Below are 17,683 nucleotides of genomic sequence, written 5' to 3' on the forward strand. Positions count from 1 at the left end.
AATCACGTGATTTTGAGTATTTCTGACCAAGGCCTGGGTATTCCGCGCAAAGATCTGGATAAGATTTTTGACCGTTTCTACCGGGTAGATAAGGCCCGTTCAAGAGCTCAAGGTGGTACGGGGCTAGGACTAGCAATTGCGAAGGAAATTGTTGAAGCCCATCACGGAAAAATTTGGGCAGACAGTAGCGAAGGTCGAGGATCGACATTTTACATATCCTTACCATATGAACCAATGAGTGAGGAGGATGACTGGGATGAAGTTTAAAATTAAGTTTAGTGAATTGTTGTTAGGCCTAGGGACGCTTTTAGCGATTGTTACTTCAATCGTATTGTGGACTTTTATCATGACTAACGACCAACGCTTTAGCAGAATTAGACAAACCAGCGACACTGCCGGCAAGCAGGTCACTCGTACCAAGAATACCAAGTATCTATCGGATATTTACATTCCGACTAGTATTTTTGGTTTTAAAAATAATAAGCCTTACCGCTTATATGATTCTAAAAATAATCTTTCTTTTGAATTTATGTCAGGAATTGAGGATGCCAAAGTTAGAAGTATTCGCAAGGTATCGCAAAGTCAGTCTAGCTATAGCATGTTGCTAGATAACCCAAACTTCATTCAATTGACTTATCCAGATGCGATTACTTTTCGCCTATTTGGCGATTTCAATCTAAAAGGCGACAATCGCAAGTTCAATCGGATCTTTATTTCAGATTCAAACAACTGGCTTTATGCTGGGAATGATCAAACAGGCAAACTCTACCGAGTTGGACTAAAAAATGCCAACTTTGATCATTTGCGCAAATACGCCAAAAAAGCCAGCTACAAGGGTTCGGTTAACTTTGTCAGTCTCGGTCAGGGTTATTCGACCTTTTATGATAAGGCGGTAAAATTCAACATCTATAGCTATCTGATCAACTATCAGACTGATTCATACTTTGTCTCTCGCCTCTTGGGCAATTCGGGTGTTTCTAGCCGCATTAACAAGAAGGGTCTAACAACTTACACCCTTAACTATTACACCCGGCTAACGGTGCCAAAGTCCGGCAAGAGCAATAATCATAATTACGTCTACACCCATTATGAAAAAAATGCCCTAGCTAATAAGACTCCAAATGAATCTACCAGGCTAATTGACAGTACTAGCTACGTTCATCAAGTGGGTCTTTCTGAGCAAGATATACGTTTTTTCGATTCTGATGATGATAAAGTGGCTTATACCAATTATATCGAAGGCTTGCCGGTCTTTTTGAACAAGGGTGATTTGCAGGTGTCGACTGCTTTTGGCACAGATTCAGTTATTGTTAAGTTCAATAGCTTGAACTTGCAAATACCGATTCCGTTTGATGGGCAAACGCAGACCTTGCGTCCAACTCAAGAAGTGCTTAACTCCTTGCTTCGCCGCGGCATGCGCCAAAATAGCATTCAGCGCATAGTGGTCGGCTATCAAGTAGAAAAGGACCTAAGTCATGATAATCTAATCAACCTGATTCCAACTTACTACATCAAGGCTTATGGCGAATGGAAGAGTGCTAGCGAATGGGAAAAGCAGAATACCGCTCTTTACAATCAAGTAGATTCAACAGGAAAAGGGGTTAACTAAATGGACCACAGACGAATAGAATGGCTATTTTTGATCATCTTTTTGTTGATAGATATTTATCTAGGCATCGAAATCTTGCGCTCGCCAGTAAGCTTGAGCAGCATTGATACCACTAATGGCAGCTCTGCTAGCATCCGCCAAGAAATGCGAGCAGATGGGATTGACTTGCCAAGCAATCTTTCCGAAAAAACGGCCACGAGCTATTATTTAGCAGCTAAAAACAGCGACTACTTGTCAGACAAGCTCTCAAGCCTAACGCAGGTTAATGCTAGCTACTCAAAATCGCAAAATATGATCACGGCAACGCCAAGATCGACTGTGGAAGTCAAAGGCAATAAAAAAGCAATTTTAGCCACATTGAAGCAATTTAAAGATGATGAGCGCAATGTGCCTTTTGGCAAAAATTATTCCTATGAAGAATCAATGTCTAGCGATGAGACCTATACTTTCGTGCAGGATTCTGAATATGGCAAGATCTATAACAATTCAGCCTTGCTCACGATCATTGTCAAAGACCACAAAATATCTAGCTACATGATCTCTTATCTTGGTACGGTTAAGCCAGTGCGGGAGCTGCAATCGACGATTTCGCCATGGCATGCCATCCGTTCCATGTATACCGACCGCGAATTAGCTAACAACTCGCGCATCATTAAGGTGAAATTAGCTTACTCCAAGTTGACGGTTGTTCACGGCAGTACAATTTTGTTGCCAACTTGGCTAGTTTGGGTCGAAAATAAGAACAGCAAAAATATCAGCTTGAAGCGGGTCAATGCCTTTACTGGACAAGTACTCGCGACAAATACTACCTATAGCATCAACAATTAATGGAAGGAATGATTTGGTGCAAGTATCAATTTTGGCTAGTGGATCAACTGGCAACACCAGCTTAATTATGACTAAAAAACACAAGATTCTAATGGATGCAGGTCTTTCTGGTAAAAAGACTAAGGAGCTCTTAGCTAAGGTTGGCGTTGATATTAGTCAAATCGATATGGTGTTTTTAAGTCACGATCATAGCGACCATAGTGGGGGGCTGGGTGTATTAATGAGGCGCTATCCCCAAATCAATGCCTTTGCTAATTCCGGCACCTGGGATTATTTATTGGAAACTGGCAAAATCGGAAAGTTGCCTGCCCAGCAGATCAATGTGATTGAACCTGATCAAACCCAAATTTTCGATGATTTGGAAGTAACGGCCTTTGCCACTAGTCACGATGCTGCCCAGCCGCAGTATTACGTTTTTGGCAATGAGGGGAAGCGGATGGTCTTTTTGACTGATACAGGCTATGTGTCAGAAAAAGTGGCGAAAACGATTGAAGATGCCGATGCTTATATGATGGAATTCAACTACGATACGATGATGCTTAGAGAAGGGCCTTATTCTTGGGCTCTTAAGCAGCGCATCCTGTCGGATTTAGGTCATCTGTCCAATGAGCAAGCAGGACAAGCACTCGTGGACATTGTGACTAAGCGGACCAAGCAGATTTTTCTCTCGCATTTAAGCCGGCATAACAATACCGAGTACTTGGCAAAGGATACGGCTTGGGAAATGTTAGAGCACGGGGATGCCGATGTCAGCTCAGATTTGAACATTACCATGACCGAGCCAGATGACCCAACAGATTTGACTGAGATCTAAAACTTAACAACTTTAGCGAAAAAAGATCATACATTATTCACATCTATTAGCTATATTAAGATTATCGAAGTGAAGAAGGAATGATAGACATGGAAAACAAAAATAACGAAAGAATACAAAACAATTCTAGAAAAAAGAACAACCCATTAGTTAAAACTGCTATTGTTGGCGTAGTTGCAGGACTTCTTGGAGGAGGAGTTTCTTATGCAGGCTTAGCTGCAGTCAATGGAGACTTCAATACTACTAATACTGCTCAAACTACGGTCAGCTCTTCTAGCGCAAAACTATCTAAGACAAGCGCCAAGACTAGTTCTGCCATGACGACTGCTTATAACGATGTTAAGGGTGCGGTTGTGTCAGTTATCAACTTGAAATATGGCGGCGGTCAATCAAGCTCAAGCTTATCAAGTTTATTTGGCGAGCGCAGCTCAGAATCTGATTCATCAAGTAAGAAGCTTCAAACCTATGCCGAAGGTTCAGGCGTAATTTATATGAAATCTAACGGCAAGGGCTACATCGTAACTAACAACCACGTTATTTCTGGTGCTGATGCCGTTCAAGTTATGTTGCAAAACGGCAAGACCATCGATGCTAAAGTTGTTGGTAAAGATAGCACTACCGACCTAGCAGTCTTGTCAATTGATGCTAAATATGTAACGCAAGTTGCCCAATTTGGCAACTCTAAGAGCTTGCAAGCTGGCCAGACAGTCATTGCCGTAGGTTCACCTTTAGGTAGCGAATATGCTTCAACAGTAACCCAAGGAATTATATCTGCTCCAGCTAGAATGATTACCACTTCATCTGGTATTCAGCAATCCGTTATCCAAACCGATGCAGCCATCAACCCAGGTAACTCCGGTGGTCCACTTGTTAACTCAGCTGGTCAAGTAATCGGAATCAACTCAATGAAGCTGGCTCAATCATCAGATGGTACTTCAGTTGAAGGCATGGGCTTTGCCATTCCAGCCAATGAAGTAGTAAATATCGTTAACCAATTAGTCAAAAAAGGCAAGATCACCCGTCCACAATTAGGCGTTAAGGTAATTGCCCTAAGCAATATCCCTTCAGCTTACAGAAGCCAATTAGGCATTGAAAGCAGCTTGAAGAGCGGTATCTATGTTGATTCTGTAACTAGAAATAGCGCAGCAGCTAGAGCCGGCATGAAGGCTAAGGATGTTATTACCAAGGTTAACGGCAAGTCTGTCAGCGATGTCGCATCTTTGCACACGATTTTGTATGCACACAAGGTTGGCGACACAGTAACGGTTACTGTCAACAGAAATGACAAGAACGTAAACTTAAAGGTAACTTTGGAAGCAAATTAATTAAAATTGAATAGGCAAAAAAGGCGATCTGAAGCTGTTTTAGCAGAAAGATCGCCTTTTTGTTAACTATTAGCGTGTGTAACAGAATAAAGTTCGGAACTACAAATTGTCAAGTTTTGCTAAATCACAGAAGATGTTGAAAACTGTGGAAAAAACTGTGGATTGTGCATAACTCTAATAAAAACATGGGATAGAGGGTGTGTATAACTTGTGGATGGAGTTTGACTTGCGAAATTATTTTTTTGCATTAAGATAGAGAAAGGCTTGATTTAATCGGTATTTATCAGTAAAATTTGTGAAAAATAGTTATCCCAAGCCAAAATGTGGGTAAAAATTTGAAAAAAATTTTTGCAAAGGGCGAGACCACTAAGTATAGATAAATTAAAAAAAATAGACACAAAATATAGATTTATCTTTTTCACAACTGTGGATAACTCAAGTGGAAATAATGTAAATTCTGGGGGAAAAGTAGTGAATATCAAGATTGTCTGTGTTGGAAAGTTGAAAGAAAAGTACTTCAAGGATGCGATTGCGGAATATCAAAAAAGGATGAGTCGCTTTGCCAAAGTGGAAATTGTCCAAGTTCCAGATGAAAAGGCACCTGAAAAACTCAGTCCAGCAGAAATGGAACAGGTCAAAGAAGTCGAAGGCGAGCGCATTTTAGCTAAGATCAAGGACAAGGAATATGTTTATGTCTTGGCAATCAAGGGCAAGCAAAGAGCAAGCGAAGAATTTGCTAAAGAGATCAAGGATTTGACTACCTACGGTCATTCTGACCTTACGTTCGTTATTGGAGGCAGCCTTGGCACTAGTCCAGCTGTTAACAAGCGGGCAGATGATTTGTTTAGTTTTGGCAAGTTGACCATGCCTCACCAATTGATGCGCGTGGTGCTAATGGAGCAGATCTACCGGGCCTTTATGATCAATACCGGTAGTCCATATCATAAATAAAAAAGAAGGCCACGTGGCCTTCTTTTTTTACAAGATGAAGATTCCAAGATTGAACAAGGCTAAAAGCAAAGCAAAAATCAGCCAGTCTTTTTTAGTCATGGGGACTACTTCGATGACTGAGCGCTTTTGCCCTTCGGTGTAGCCGTGAGATTCCATACCTTGGGCAAGGTTGTCGGCAGAATTTAACGCAACTAAGATCGCTTTAAAGTAAAGCATTGGCGACCAAAAAGACAAATACATGCCGCGCATCATGCCTGCTACGCGAATCTGTTTCACGGCGCTAGCCATTTGCGGAATGATGTTTAAGGCAGCTAAAACCCCATAAGTAAACTTGCTTGGCAGGTGGAAGTTTTGCTCAAGCGAGCGGGCAAACTGGCTGCTGGTCGTATCATGAGCTAGGCAGGCAATGGTCAAAGTATAGACATAAACACGCGTAGCCAAACTCCAGGCATTATAAGGATCAGACTTGCCATTAAACCAAAATAGCGTCGCAAAAATCGTAAAGGCTGGAATAAATGGAATGGCAATTAGGGCGAATAATTTTTTAGATGAAATTCGCCGAATTACTAGGTAGACAAGCGCAAAGGCAATTACAATTAGGTTGATATAGAGATTGTTCTTGATGGATAATTCCAGCGAAATAATGAAAATCAATAAAAATTCTAGACTAGGATTCATCTTCTTACCTTTCTAGATAACTCAAACGTTGTTGATCAAATAAAAGATGATAGTCGCACCAAGTAGCCAGCTCGCCTAATTGGTGACTGATAACTAGGATCGTTTGTTGGTACTTTTCTTGGCAAGCTTTCATCAGGCTAACTACCTGCTTGACTGACTCATGGTCTAAGCCGCTTAATGGCTCATCGATCAAGAGGACTTTTTGACTAGATAATAGCATCAATAAGATCTGCAACTTCTTCTTTTGCCCGCCAGACAAGGAGTATACGACTTGGTCTTTGTGGTTGAATAGGTCAAGCTTAACTAATAGTTGATCAACCTCATCCATTGTGACGTTGGGGTTGTTCTTGAGACTCAATTCCAATTCGTCTTTAACTGTTACCGTTAAAAATTGGTCAGTGGCTGCTTGAAAAATTTGTCCCACATCTTTGAGATAAGTTCGACTCTTAGCCTTGCGAACTTCTTGTCCCTCATAGCTAATCGAGCCTTCGTAAGGAATCAATTGGGTTAAAGCTTTGAAAAAAGAAGACTTGCCAATCCCGTTTGCGCCAGTGATTAAGGTTACTTTTCCTTTGACGATTTTCAGCTGATCTTGCTTTAATAAAAGCCGTCTTTGAGAAATCTGAACTTGATCCAAAACAAAGGCTGCAGCTTGGTCTTCAGGCAAGGCAAAATGATAGTCGTAATCAACGGCTTTAAATAGCTGCTCCATTTCAGCCAAAGAAAGCTGCTTCACATTTCCAGCTTCAAAGGCATAAACGTGGTCGCAGACTGAATCGTAATTATCAAAAACATGATCGCTAATGATAATGGTCTTGCCTTGATCACGCAAGTGGGCCAGCTTTTGAATTAAGAAGCTGCGCGCATGTGGATCGCAGCTAGCAAAAGGCTCATCCAGAATCAAAATATCGATGTCCATGGCAACTAACACAGCCAAAGCGACTCTTTGCTTTTCCCCGCCTGACATGGTGGAAATGTTTTGATCTAGCAAATTGTCGATTTGGGTAAAGTCCGTTGCCAGCTTTAAGCGTTCTTGATAGTTAGCTGCATCTAAGCCCAAATTTTCCAAGGCAAAAACAATTTCTTCTCTTGGCGTGGCCATGGTAAATTGCTGGCCGGAATTTTGAAACATCATAGCCGTCTTTAAGCCAGCTAAGTCGATTGATCCAGCCAGCAATTTGCCGGCGTATTTAGGATAAAGTCCAGCTAGAATCTTCATTAAGGTTGATTTGCCGCAGCCAGTTGGCCCAATTAAGAGCGAAAACTTGCCAGTATCCAGCTCTAAATTTAGTTTGTTGATGATTGGCTGTTCGTCCTGATAGGCAAAAGTTAATTCTTTGACTTTGATTGATTGATTTTTGACCATAAAAAAACACCCTCTAGGGGTGGCCGTGCTTGAAATCATCTTCCCTACGCTGGCATTATCCAGACAGGTTCAATGGGTATGTTCTCAGCCTAGTGGCACCCCGTTAATTAAGTTCATTTTACAAAATCTTAGCAGGGATGTCCATTAACTTGGATTTGTTAAAGCCTGCTTGCCCTATGATTATTGCTTTGATATTAAAAAGTATTTATTTGCTTTTAATAATTATAAAATAGATGTATAATTATCTTAAGCGTTTTTACTGTCCAGGTAAGAGGAGGGAAATATGACTCTAAAATTTGCACCCAAAAACAAAGTGTTTTTATACGTGATTTTTGCATTAATCAATGCTTTAGGCAATGTTACAGTTGCGTACACATCAAAGATCATGCTAGATTTAGCCCAGTACCATAGAGGCAAATTAAATGACTTGATTTTAGTAGCTGGTATTGGTGCAGGGACAATATTAGCTATAATGTTAGCCAACTTTGTTTACAGATATATTAAAGTAGATCTTATTAAGACGATAAACGTTGAACTTAAAGATAAGACGATGACTTATCTGGTAAATAAACGAGATGTTTCGCAAAAAGATGGCCTGAGTCTAATGACCAATGATCTTAAGCAAATCGAAACCCTTAAAGTAACCAATGAGTTGATGATTATTTCTGAATTGATCTCGTTTGTTCTATCAATCATAGTAGGACTACTAAATTCTTGGATTTTAACTTTGATCTTTTTGACTACAACTTTAATTCCTGGTTTTGTCCAAAAGTGGTTCGCTAAACCAATTCAGAAAAGATCAGGTCAATGGGAAAAAGCTAATGCGGAATATACTCAAAAGGTTAGCGATGCATTGAATGGGGCCAGGACTGCAAACTTATATGACGCTCAAATTCCTGTGATTAGCCAAGTAGTAGAAAGTGCTAAGCGAATGGAATTAGCTTTGAGAAGATTAAATTATGCTCAGCAAGGAGCATATGAAATAATTGTCGCTGTTGCGGATATTTTTAGTTTCATAATCCCATTTTTGGTGGGATCGATTTTGATGTATCAGGGATGGTTTGGTGCCGGAACACTGATTATGATCGTTCAATTATCTAATGAATTCGTTAATCCAATTGTTAATATTTTCGATCAAATTAATGCTATTAAGTCTACTAAACCAATGTGGGATAAAATTGAACCAGCTCTTACTTATCAACTTACTGAGAGTCCTAAATTTAGTGATAAGCTACAAGAATTAGAAGTGGATAATGTTAGCTATACAGTTAATGAAAAGCAACTATTTAACGGCTTATCATTGAAAATTAAACCAGGTCAAAAAGTCTTATTAATGGCTCCAAGTGGCTGGGGGAAGACGACATTTCTCCAAATGCTTATGGGACAGCTTAAGCCAAGCCGTGGTAAAGTTATTATTAATCATCAAGACATGTCAGGAAATTATCAAAAAGCCCATAATTTCTTTGGCTATATCAATCAAAAGCCATTCATCTTCGATAATAGCTTGAAATTTAATCTAACTTTAGGCAAAAAAGTGTCAGATTCTGATCTTAATCAAGCGATTGAACTAGCTGGCTTAAGTGAGTTAGTCGCAGAAAAAGGGCTAAATTATGAATTAGGCGAGTCAGGAAGCAACTTATCAGGTGGACAAATTCAAAGAATTGAAATTGCTAGGGCTTTGTTGAGCAAGAGACCAATTTTATTAGCAGATGAAGCTACGAGTGCATTAGATCCTGCTATGTCTTTAGCTATCCATCAAACCTTGCTAAAGAATAAAGGCATAACAGTTCTGGAAGTAGCACACAAGGTTAGTGATGAAGAACTTGAAATGTTTGATAGAATTATCCATTTAGACAAATTAGCAGTTTAAAAAACCTTCCAAAAATTTTCCACTTAGGCATCTAATCCAATTTGCTTTATAATGGGAATAGAAAACAAAAAATAGGAAGGTGGATCGATCTATGGCAACTGTTGCACTGGACCAATATCTTGCAAAGTTATTCGAACTAATAGTAGATGATCATGATGAAATTAAATTAAATGCAGGCAGAGCAGATTTTGGCTTGTTCTCTATCTATGCCGAAAATAAAAATCCCGGTCTGCATTTCTATCAAGTTAATGAAGCAGAACTCTTATTTGCGGTTGGTGGAAAAGTTGCTCTAACCGTTGATGGACAAGCCACCTTGATCGATCAAGCTAGTGTTCTTTTATTGCAAGCAGGCAGCAGCTATCAAGTCGGCGAACAAATGGGTGAGGCGACTTTATTGAAGGCAAGATTTGGCTCAAACTTCCGCTATCAAGCCTTTTTCAAAGATTTGGCTGGCAAGACCGATCCAGAATTAGCCGTCATTAACAAACTATCTAAACAACTAGAAAAAGATAAGTACCTATTTTTTACTGATAAGATTGAGTCAACTAAGCTTTTAGGCGAAATCGTTCAGGCATATTTAGGCGAAGAATTATTTGTCAAAAGTCTAGTTAAGGCTAAATTGACCCTAGCCTTTGTCTTGCTGTGCCAAAAGCGCAAGCAGGGCTTGACTGGCAAGGATGGACGCATCAAGTTCTCTGAAGCAGCACTAACGGAATATATCGATCAACACTTTGCCAAGGTTACTCTAGGGGATGCGGCAGCTTATTTTGGCTTTAATCCTAATTACTTCTCAAATATGGTCAAGCAAAAGACTGGTCGCAGCTTCGTCGAACATGTCGATGAGCGCCGGATGCAAGAAGCTAAGGTATTGTTAGCTAAGCCAGATGTTTCTTTGAAAGAAATCATTAGCCTGGTGGGCTTTTCAAGCAAGTCTTTCTTCTATAAGCGTTTTAACGAATACTACCACATGACGCCAGCAGCGATGCGGAGCGAACTATTTAGACAAGCAAATATCCATTTGAAATAAAGAAAACAGCCCGGAAAAATTTCGGGCTGTTTTTTTACATTTGTTCTAAGCGTTTGATTCTTTCTGCTGTGGCTGGGTGAGTATCAAATAATCCAGTTGCCTTTTTTAAAGGGTTGGAGATATACATGCCGGCACTAGATGGGTCGGCGCTTCTCATGGGCTGGCTGCCTTCAATCTTTTGCAAGGCTGAGATCAAGCCATGGGGATTGCGCGTAAGTTCAACTGATGATGCATCAGCCAAGAACTCGCGATTGCGCGATAAAGCCATCTGGGCCAGGCTAGCTGCAAGTGGTCCAAGAATTAAGGCAAAGATGATTGCGACTAACTTGAAAATTGCCATAAGCGGACTAGTTTCGCGATCGTCATCGTCATCTCGACTGCCAGCGCCCCACCAGATCATTCGACTGGCAATTCCTGAGATAAAGGAAATAACGCCGACTAGGACAACGGCAATTGTTGATAGACGAATATCGTAATTGCGAATATGCGAAATCTCGTGGCCCAATACCCCTTCAAGTTCTTCGCGGTTCATCATATTAAGTAGCCCGCTAGTAACAGCAACGGCGCTATGATCAGGGTCGCTGCCGGTAGCAAAGGCATTAGGACTAGGATCATTGATAATGAAAACTCTTGGCATTGGAACTTTTCCCACCATGGCCATATCTTCGACAATATGCCACAGTTGAGGATTGTCTTCTTCATGAATTTCCTGAGCATGGTTTAGACTCATGATCATATTGGCTGGATTTTGCATGACCATAAATAGGTAAGCTAGACTAGCAATTACGGCAATAATTAAACCAGCAAGTGGCGAGTCGCTAGTCAAATAGCCTAGTCCAGCCCCAACTAGGGCAAGAATAATAATAAAAATTACCATAATAATGCTGCTTTTGTGCTTATTACGGCTAATTTGCTGATATAACATAGATTTTCCTAATTTCTAAAACTTAACTTTAGGTGCTTCTTTTTCAGCTTCAGGAGTTTCCAAGTAGTTAACCTTTTGGAAATGATGAATTTTGGCTACGATGTTGGATGGGAAGGTCAAAAGCTTCTGATCGTATTGCGCAGCACTTGAGTTATAAAGCTGACGGGAGTAGGCAATTTTGTTTTCAGTGTTGGTCAATTCTTCTTGCAAGCTGAGGAAGTTTTGGTTGGCCTTTAAGTCTGGGTAGTTTTCTGACAAAGCGAAAATTGTCTTCAATGAATCTGACAATTGGTTGGAAACCTTAAGGGCTTCTTCGTGATCGCTAGCAGGAACTTGGTTTAATTGATTGCGCAAGTTGATGACTTGAGCCAAAGTTTCCTTTTCGTGGGATGCATAGCCTTTAACAGTTTCTACTAAGTTAGGAATAAGATCGTTTCTTCGTTTGAGTTGAACGTCGATTTGACTCCAACTTTCTTCAGTGTAGACCTTTGCTTTTTGCAAGTTGTTGTAAGTGGCAATGTAGGCAAAGACTAGCAAGACTAGGATTGCTAAAATTATCCAAATTAACATATGTAACCTCCGTAATTAATAGTTGATTACTGTACATTATAACTTAATTCTAGGATAAGGGATAGTAGGTAAGTTTTAGAGTAAAGAAATAAGTAAAAACATACTTTTTAATTGACAAATAATCTTAGGGGGTAAATTGTTTTTATTAAATATTATAATCATAAAAAATTAATTTATTTGTATAAATGCGAACGATAAAAGGAGTAAGAATATGAAACAGCTTCTTAAATACATTAAACAAGAACCAGCTAAAGTCGCCTTTGTAGCGTTTTTGACGGCGATTGCTTCTATTTTTAGAGTAGGCCACTCGTTAATTCAGGTTATGGTTTTAAATAGTTTAATCAAGCTTGATGTTAATGAGTTTGTTAGATATGTTTTATTCGATATATTGATCTTTGCATTACTATCGGTGATTTTGGCTTTTAAAGAGATTGCTCAAGCCTGGACAATTCAGCATTTGTCACTGCGATTGAGACAAGCTTTGCAATCAGCTGATTTGTTAGACTATGTTGAATCATTGCCAGAGGGGTTAGATACTGAAGTTCAGGAATCTGGTAATTCAATGTCTGGCGGACAAAAGCAAAGATTAGCACTAGCTCGAGGTCTGCTGCGGAAGTTACATGAAGAAAATTTAGCTAAATTTGATCAAATAATCGAAATATAAAACTAAAAAGGTTCTAGCCAATATCTGACTAGAGCCTTTTTTATATCATTAACAATAACCAACCAACAATGGTTAGAATAATCAAACCGGTAAACTGCATCGCCGTCCATTGTTTAAAGAACTTGGACTTACTTATGCTAGCGTGTTGGTTGTAGGTCTTAAGAACCAGCATGTTGGCCATCGAACCAACCACTGAACCAAAGCCACCGATATTTGAGCCTAAGAATAATGCTTCTGCGTAGTCGGTGAACTTACCAACTAAGATAGTAGAAGGAACATTGCTCATTACCTGACTGGAAATAATTGAAGTTAGGTAGGTTGATAGTTCTGAGTGAACCATCATATGAATGCCATTTACGACTGCTGGAATCTGCTGGATATCACTGATGAAAATGAAGAATCCCGTAAAGGTAAGCAACAATGAATAGTCTAATTTAAGCAAAATCCGTGGATTGATCAAAAGCGCCAAGGCAATGGCTAATAGCATTGGATAAATAATTGGCACGACCCGGAAAACGCCAAAGAAGAAGAAAACAAAGACTAAGGTAGTCAAGGCAGTTGGACGCCAGCTGATCCGGATGCTTTCTGCTCTTTGAACCGGAATTTCTTTCTTAGGAATAAAGAAGAAAACAAATCCCATAATGATCAATGATACTAACAAGTATGGAATTGACCAACGGAAGAATTCAACCGCATTAACACCGTATCTACTTACTAAGAAGATGTTGTGCGGATTGCCCCATGGCGTGAAGGCCGCCCCGATATTTGCACCCATACCGATTAAAGTAACTGGCAAGATCTGTGGCAAGTCGTATTTTTTAGCAATATTGAGATATAGCGGAATCAAAGTCAAAACCGTAATATCGTTTCCTAGAAACATTCCAGAAAGTACTGCTAACAGTGTGAATAAAATATTTAACTTTCGGATATTATCAGCAATACTGGTTAGCTTATAGGCTAGGACATCTAGAATGTGCAGATAGGCATAAATTTGAATGATCGTTAGCATCGCAGCCACGGAGAATAAGGTGTGGAAGTTGATGTCTGCTAGTCTAGGCCTCGCAAAAAAAAGGCTGACAATAGTTATAAATACCGTTATTTGTAAAATTCTATCTTTTGCAATATTTTTTAAGACGGTCATAAAAGGTCCCCCTCACATCTATAATCGTCTGAAAACCCTAGTTACCATTGTGAGCCTTTTTAGCACTGATATCAATAAGTAATTAGGAAAAAAAACATAATTTAAATCGGATCCATTAATTATACAAATTTTCTCCCAAAAAATAAGCAAAATTTTTCAAAAAATCGCCGAAGCTTGCTATACTTGATGCAGATAAAAAGACCATGAAAGGAAAATCAATATGACAGTAACAATGAACATTAAGCCAGAAGCGGCTGAAATGATTAAAAAGCACGTAAAAAATGACCATCAAGTGGTTCTCTTAGCTTTGAACGATGGTTCAACCAAGTACTCAAAGATGGGTGGCACTTGCACCATTGGCGCCAACTTCCAATTCGTTGTTTTAGATGAAAAGGATCCAGATTACACCATCAAGATTGAAAACAATGCTGGCTTTGATTTGTACACAGCTGAACCTGAAATGGGTTTCTTGGAAGATAATTTGGTAGTCAACGCCAGAAATGCCACCATGAGCTTGTCTGATGACAGTGGAATCATCGACGGTGCTGTTACTGTGGCTGAATACGAGCCAGCTGAAGTTACCGCTAAAGATATGGCTGAAGGTAAGACCTGCTAATATTTCCCGGGAAATACCTAGATAGGCTTGAACTATCGCTTCTATTATGGTAAACTGAACTAGATTTTCGAAAATCTGAAAGGAAGTATAGTACTATGCCAAATTACAACACTGGTTGTCAACCAAACCAAAGACCAAAGAACAAGAAGAACGGCAAGAAGCGCGTTGCTCACGTTGCTGAAGTTGTTGCTTTCTTGAACAAGGCTGCAGCAGACGAAAACAAGTAGTCGCTGAATAAATAAAGATCTGAAAAGCAATTTGATACGTTTCGTATCGAATTGCTTTTTTTAATCAAACATAGGAGTGGAGCACTATGGTTTTAAAAAATTCAAAGCTAATAAAGTTGAGCTTTTTTTGCGCAATCGTTTTTCCCATGCTACTAGTTTGGCTAGCACAAAACTACACTAAGGATGTGCAAACAGGAGTGATGGACATCCTACTACTAGCAATAGTTGTAGGCTTAACTTTGCCTAATATCTTATTGAGTTGGCTGATTTTGATGAAAAAGTATAATTGGTTCATATTTGTGGGAATTTTAGTTGCCTTTACAGCTACTTTGCTATTAGTTAGAGCTGACAACGAAAATAAGATTCGCGCAAACCTTGTTGCAGACTGGCAAAAATTTTATGTCAAAAAAGAACAAGAAGTTGCTTATATTGATACAACGCCGCACAAATCAAAGCACATGGCTCTATCTGAAGCTCAAGGCTATGGAATGGAAATTGCAGCCATGAATCCACATGGCAAGAAGGCAGACTTCGATCACTTATATCGGTATTATTTGGCAAACCGTGAAACTGGCTCGCAATTAATGTCTTGGAAGCAGGTAAAAGATGTCCAAAACTAGCATTATGATAAAAATAGCGCCACTGATGGGGATGTCTTTATTGCTTATAGCTTGATCTTAGCTGCTAGACGCTGGCATGATGCTTCCTATCGCCAGCAGGCCGTAAAGTTGATTAATGACATTATGTCTTACGAAGTTAATCACGAAACAAACTGCTTAACGGTCGGCAACTGGGCAAATAAAGATTCAAAATATTATTATTTATTCCGTACATCAGATTGTTTACCTAAAGAGTTAAAGGCCTTTTATCAAGTTACTGGCGATAAGCGTTGGCTAGTGATTAGAAAGACCATGCTTAAGTATTTGAAACAGTTAAGTGCTCAAAATAAGAGTGGGCTGGCGCCAGATTTTGCCTGGGTAAGCAAAAATGGAGTTAAAGCAGCTAAGGGTAAGGTTGTTAGCAGTAAGTACGATGGCGACTATGCTTCTAATGCCTGCCGGGTCCCAATGAACTTAGCTGGTGTAGATGATCCAGATGCAAGATATGTGTGCAAAAGAATGCTGAAGTTTTTTAGTAAACAAAGCACAGTAACAGCTGGATATAGCTTGAAGGGCGAAGCTCTCAATCATTATCAATCACGCGCATTTAGTGCACCGATTTTCTTAATGGCATCAAGTTATCGTAATCAAGGATTTGATAACCTGTTTAGTTCGCAAAAGTATGTGCTTTTACAAAAACTTAACGGAAGAAATTATTATGATGATGTCCTGGTGACTTTGACGGCGGTGGTGAAGTAGAATAGCTTGACTATTTACAAAACTTAAATTAAAATGTAAGAAAAATAAATTAATAAAAGCTGAAAAGATGAGTAAGCTGGCGATCTTTTCCAAGCGAGCTGCAAATGGTGCAAGGCAGCAATTGTATGGCCAGCTGAAGATGGTCTTTGTTTAGGCATAAGTTGTAAGCATCACGTTAGCAACTTACGGGTGACTTTCGATATTGAGTCCGGTTTTTCATGATGAGAAGCCAGTAAGGATTTTAGTCGTAAGACTAGAATTGAAGCTAGGGTGGTAACACGCATAAGCGTCCCTTGGTAGCAACAATTTTGCTACTGGGGGGCGCTTTTTGTCTTTTGAAAGGTGGTAAAAATATGACCAGTTTAACTGAATTTGCTAGAGCACATTTTAAGGATTATGACGAATTTTTTGAATTAAAAACGATCGCAGCTCAACATCTTAATCAAAAAGAAACGGCTGATTGGCTAATTGCTAAGTTTAAGGAGTTAAAGGCTGATGTAGTTGAAGAATGGAATGATCATGGTGGTCCAAGCAATATTTTTGCGGAATTTAAAGCTGATAGCGATAAAACGGTCTTATTCTATAACCACTATGATACGCAGCCTGAAGGGGATGTGAACGATTGGGATAGCGATCCTTATCAAGTTACAGTTAAAGATGGCAAGTTGATCGTTAGAGGAGCACTGGACGACAAGGGCGAATTAGTTACTAGATTAATTCTGATTGATTATTTAAAGCAGACGAATCAATTGCCCGTCAATGTAAAGTTCTTCGTTGAAGGCGAAGAAGAAATTGGTTCAAGCCATATCGTTGAATATACCAATGCTTATCAAGAGCGACTTAAGGCAGACTTGTGCATTTGGGAGGGCGGAGCCAAGAATTCTAAGGGCAAGCTGGTAGTTAGCGGCGGCTTAAAGGGCGTCTCCTGCATTGAAGTTGGCGTTGAGACAGCTAATACTGACTTGCATTCATCTCAAGCTAGCTATGCTGAAAGTGCACCTTGGCGCCTAGTTCAAGGATTGGCAACTTTGCGCGAAGTGGGAACTAATCGAATTTTGATTGATGGAATCTATGATGATGTTGATTCAATTAGCGATGAAGAAAAACAATATGTTGAAGGCTATGAATTTGACCCAGATAAAATTAGCCAAGATTCAGAATTAGCGCGTCCTTTATTGACTGATGACCCAAAACTAGCCTTAGTCAATGAGCCAACGATTACCATTAACGGCCTAACTAGCGGCTATCAAAAAGAAGGGGTTAAGACTGTTTTGCCACGTTTTGCTAAGGCTAAGATTGACTTCCGCTTATCGCCAAATCAAGACCCTGAAAGAGTTGCCCAGTTAACCCAGCAGCAACTAATTAAGAATGGCTTTTCAGATTTGAAGGTTAAGTATTTGGTTGGCCAGCCAGGTTATCGAGCAGATATTACTGACCCAGTGATTCGCTTGGTACTTGAGCAAGCAAAGGAAGTTTATGGCCCAACTGGCGTTCAGTATGTGTTAAATGACTTTGTAGCTGGTCCAGCTTATGCTTTTGGTAGAAATCTTGGCTTGCCACTAATTAATTATGGTATCGGCAATTCTAGCTCTAACATGCATGGCGCTAATGAAAATGTTCTGTTTAGCGATATTGAGCAAGTGCTTATTTTGCATGAGAGAATTTTGCGAGAGGTTAATAAGCAAGGGTAGGTTAAGGGAACGAAAATTACTGT

The 17,683-nt window shown here is 39.7% G+C and carries 18 protein-coding genes, 1 pseudogene and 1 riboswitch; of the genes and pseudogenes, 14 read left to right on the top strand and 5 right to left on the bottom strand.

The annotated features are described in order from the left end of the window. The 6 genes from BN53_RS08825 to rlmH form a co-directional block, all read left to right on the top strand. The coding region (locus BN53_RS08825) for an ATP-binding protein (protein WP_040537408.1) at positions 1 to 267 on the top strand (267 nt) is incomplete at its 5' end. Further along, positions 257 to 1,609 carry a YycH family regulatory protein gene (locus BN53_RS08830; RefSeq protein ID WP_009560594.1) on the top strand — a complete coding sequence of 451 codons (1,353 nt, stop codon included), beginning with the start codon at positions 257 to 259 and terminating at the stop codon, positions 1,607 to 1,609. The genes BN53_RS08825 and BN53_RS08830, both read left to right, overlap by 11 nt. Then, complete coding sequence (locus BN53_RS08835) at positions 1,610 to 2,437, top strand: two-component system regulatory protein YycI (RefSeq protein ID WP_009560595.1); 828 nt, start codon at positions 1,610 to 1,612, stop codon at positions 2,435 to 2,437. A 16-nt stretch (positions 2,438 to 2,453) separates the two neighbouring features. Continuing rightward, entirely contained in the window at positions 2,454 to 3,251 is a 798-nt protein-coding gene (locus BN53_RS08840; protein WP_040537410.1) for an MBL fold metallo-hydrolase, read from the top strand. Positions 3,252 to 3,340: 89 nt separating this feature from the next. Continuing rightward, positions 3,341 to 4,576 (top strand): S1C family serine protease, encoded by a 1,236-nt coding sequence (locus BN53_RS08845; RefSeq protein WP_009560597.1) that lies wholly within the window; start codon positions 3,341 to 3,343, stop codon positions 4,574 to 4,576. A 471-nt stretch (positions 4,577 to 5,047) separates the two neighbouring features. After that, positions 5,048 to 5,527, top strand: a complete 480-nt coding sequence (rlmH, locus tag BN53_RS08850) for a 23S rRNA (pseudouridine(1915)-N(3))-methyltransferase RlmH (RefSeq protein ID WP_009560598.1) — start codon at positions 5,048 to 5,050, stop codon at positions 5,525 to 5,527. Between the two features lie 27 nt (positions 5,528 to 5,554). On the opposite strand, the gene BN53_RS08855 is transcribed toward rlmH, so the two are convergent. Together BN53_RS08855 and BN53_RS08860 are read right to left on the bottom strand one after the other, a co-directional pair. Further along, complete coding sequence (locus BN53_RS08855) at positions 5,555 to 6,205, bottom strand: energy-coupling factor transporter transmembrane component T family protein (protein WP_009560599.1); 651 nt, start codon at positions 6,203 to 6,205, stop codon at positions 5,555 to 5,557. A gap of 4 nt (positions 6,206 to 6,209) precedes the next feature. Further along, entirely contained in the window at positions 6,210 to 7,571 is a 1,362-nt protein-coding gene (locus tag BN53_RS08860; RefSeq protein ID WP_009560600.1) for an ATP-binding cassette domain-containing protein, read from the bottom strand. Between the two features lie 24 nt (positions 7,572 to 7,595). Then, a riboswitch (TPP riboswitch) is annotated at positions 7,596 to 7,684 on the bottom strand. Between the two features lie 170 nt (positions 7,685 to 7,854). On the opposite strand from BN53_RS08860, the gene BN53_RS08865 reads away from it, so the two are divergent. Continuing rightward, positions 7,855 to 9,441: an ATP-binding cassette domain-containing protein gene (locus BN53_RS08865; protein ID WP_009560601.1), complete on the top strand. Its 1,587-nt coding sequence runs from the start codon at positions 7,855 to 7,857 to the stop codon at positions 9,439 to 9,441. A gap of 91 nt (positions 9,442 to 9,532) precedes the next feature. Continuing rightward, positions 9,533 to 10,468, top strand: a complete 936-nt coding sequence (locus BN53_RS08870; RefSeq protein ID WP_009560602.1) for a helix-turn-helix transcriptional regulator — start codon at positions 9,533 to 9,535, stop codon at positions 10,466 to 10,468. A 34-nt stretch (positions 10,469 to 10,502) separates the two neighbouring features. Here BN53_RS08870 and htpX read toward each other — a convergent pair whose 3' ends face one another. Further along, complete coding sequence (gene htpX / locus BN53_RS08875) at positions 10,503 to 11,393, bottom strand: zinc metalloprotease HtpX (protein ID WP_009560603.1); 891 nt, start codon at positions 11,391 to 11,393, stop codon at positions 10,503 to 10,505. Positions 11,394 to 11,408: 15 nt separating this feature from the next. Then, positions 11,409 to 11,963: a LemA family protein gene (locus BN53_RS08880; protein WP_009560604.1), complete on the bottom strand. Its 555-nt coding sequence runs from the start codon at positions 11,961 to 11,963 to the stop codon at positions 11,409 to 11,411. A 211-nt stretch (positions 11,964 to 12,174) separates the two neighbouring features. Here BN53_RS08880 and BN53_RS09670 point away from each other — a divergent pair, with 211 nt between their 5' ends. Then, positions 12,175 to 12,627 (top strand): ATP-binding cassette domain-containing protein, encoded by a 453-nt coding sequence (locus BN53_RS09670; RefSeq protein WP_009560605.1) that lies wholly within the window; start codon positions 12,175 to 12,177, stop codon positions 12,625 to 12,627. 40 nt (positions 12,628 to 12,667) lie between these two features. On the opposite strand, the gene BN53_RS08890 is transcribed toward BN53_RS09670, so the two are convergent. After that, positions 12,668 to 13,768, bottom strand: a complete 1,101-nt coding sequence (locus BN53_RS08890; RefSeq protein ID WP_009560606.1) for an SLC13 family permease — start codon at positions 13,766 to 13,768, stop codon at positions 12,668 to 12,670. Between the two features lie 220 nt (positions 13,769 to 13,988). Between BN53_RS08890 and BN53_RS08895 the strand changes: the two genes are divergently transcribed. The 5 genes and pseudogenes from BN53_RS08895 (at position 13,989) to BN53_RS08905 (ending at position 17,660) form a co-directional block, all read left to right on the top strand. Further along, the gene (locus tag BN53_RS08895; RefSeq protein WP_009560607.1) at positions 13,989 to 14,384 is read left to right on the top strand and encodes an iron-sulfur cluster biosynthesis family protein; all 396 of its coding nucleotides are present in this window, start codon (positions 13,989 to 13,991) and stop codon (positions 14,382 to 14,384) included. A gap of 95 nt (positions 14,385 to 14,479) precedes the next feature. Continuing rightward, complete coding sequence (locus tag BN53_RS10000; RefSeq protein ID WP_009560608.1) at positions 14,480 to 14,611, top strand: hypothetical protein; 132 nt, start codon at positions 14,480 to 14,482, stop codon at positions 14,609 to 14,611. 86 nt (positions 14,612 to 14,697) lie between these two features. Continuing rightward, positions 14,698 to 15,231, top strand: a complete 534-nt coding sequence (locus BN53_RS09955; protein ID WP_009560609.1) for an MFS transporter — start codon at positions 14,698 to 14,700, stop codon at positions 15,229 to 15,231. An 18-nt stretch (positions 15,232 to 15,249) separates the two neighbouring features. Next, positions 15,250 to 15,969: pseudogene (locus BN53_RS09960) on the top strand (glycosyl hydrolase family 8); the annotation flags it as partial. Positions 15,970 to 16,322: 353 nt separating this feature from the next. After that, positions 16,323 to 17,660 (top strand): M20/M25/M40 family metallo-hydrolase, encoded by a 1,338-nt coding sequence (locus tag BN53_RS08905; RefSeq protein WP_009560611.1) that lies wholly within the window; start codon positions 16,323 to 16,325, stop codon positions 17,658 to 17,660. Positions 17,661 to 17,683 lie beyond the last annotated feature (23 nt).

This window comes from Lactobacillus pasteurii DSM 23907 = CRBIP 24.76 (genome assembly GCF_000297025.1).
Classification (GTDB): domain Bacteria; phylum Bacillota; class Bacilli; order Lactobacillales; family Lactobacillaceae; genus Lactobacillus; species Lactobacillus pasteurii.

What these genes read in the sequence shown, in the direction of transcription:
- BN53_RS08830 (WP_009560594.1), top strand. Translation starts at nt 257, where the DNA reads ATGAAGTTTAAAATTAAGTTTAGTGAATTGTTGTTAGGCCTAGGGACG.
- BN53_RS08835 (WP_009560595.1), top strand. Translation starts at nt 1,610, where the DNA reads ATGGACCACAGACGAATAGAATGGCTATTTTTGATCATCTTTTTGTTG.
- BN53_RS08845 (WP_009560597.1), top strand. Translation starts at nt 3,341, where the DNA reads ATGGAAAACAAAAATAACGAAAGAATACAAAACAATTCTAGAAAAAAG.
- BN53_RS08855 (WP_009560599.1), bottom strand. Translation starts at nt 6,205, where the DNA reads ATGAATCCTAGTCTAGAATTTTTATTGATTTTCATTATTTCGCTGGAA.
- BN53_RS08860 (WP_009560600.1), bottom strand. Translation starts at nt 7,571, where the DNA reads ATGGTCAAAAATCAATCAATCAAAGTCAAAGAATTAACTTTTGCCTAT.
- BN53_RS08865 (WP_009560601.1), top strand. Translation starts at nt 7,855, where the DNA reads ATGACTCTAAAATTTGCACCCAAAAACAAAGTGTTTTTATACGTGATT.
- BN53_RS08870 (WP_009560602.1), top strand. Translation starts at nt 9,533, where the DNA reads ATGGCAACTGTTGCACTGGACCAATATCTTGCAAAGTTATTCGAACTA.
- htpX (WP_009560603.1), bottom strand. Translation starts at nt 11,393, where the DNA reads ATGTTATATCAGCAAATTAGCCGTAATAAGCACAAAAGCAGCATTATT.
- BN53_RS08880 (WP_009560604.1), bottom strand. Translation starts at nt 11,963, where the DNA reads ATGTTAATTTGGATAATTTTAGCAATCCTAGTCTTGCTAGTCTTTGCC.
- BN53_RS09670 (WP_009560605.1), top strand. Translation starts at nt 12,175, where the DNA reads ATGAAACAGCTTCTTAAATACATTAAACAAGAACCAGCTAAAGTCGCC.
- BN53_RS08890 (WP_009560606.1), bottom strand. Translation starts at nt 13,768, where the DNA reads ATGACCGTCTTAAAAAATATTGCAAAAGATAGAATTTTACAAATAACG.
- BN53_RS08895 (WP_009560607.1), top strand. Translation starts at nt 13,989, where the DNA reads ATGACAGTAACAATGAACATTAAGCCAGAAGCGGCTGAAATGATTAAA.
- BN53_RS10000 (WP_009560608.1), top strand. Translation starts at nt 14,480, where the DNA reads ATGCCAAATTACAACACTGGTTGTCAACCAAACCAAAGACCAAAGAAC.
- BN53_RS09955 (WP_009560609.1), top strand. Translation starts at nt 14,698, where the DNA reads ATGGTTTTAAAAAATTCAAAGCTAATAAAGTTGAGCTTTTTTTGCGCA.
- BN53_RS08905 (WP_009560611.1), top strand. Translation starts at nt 16,323, where the DNA reads ATGACCAGTTTAACTGAATTTGCTAGAGCACATTTTAAGGATTATGAC.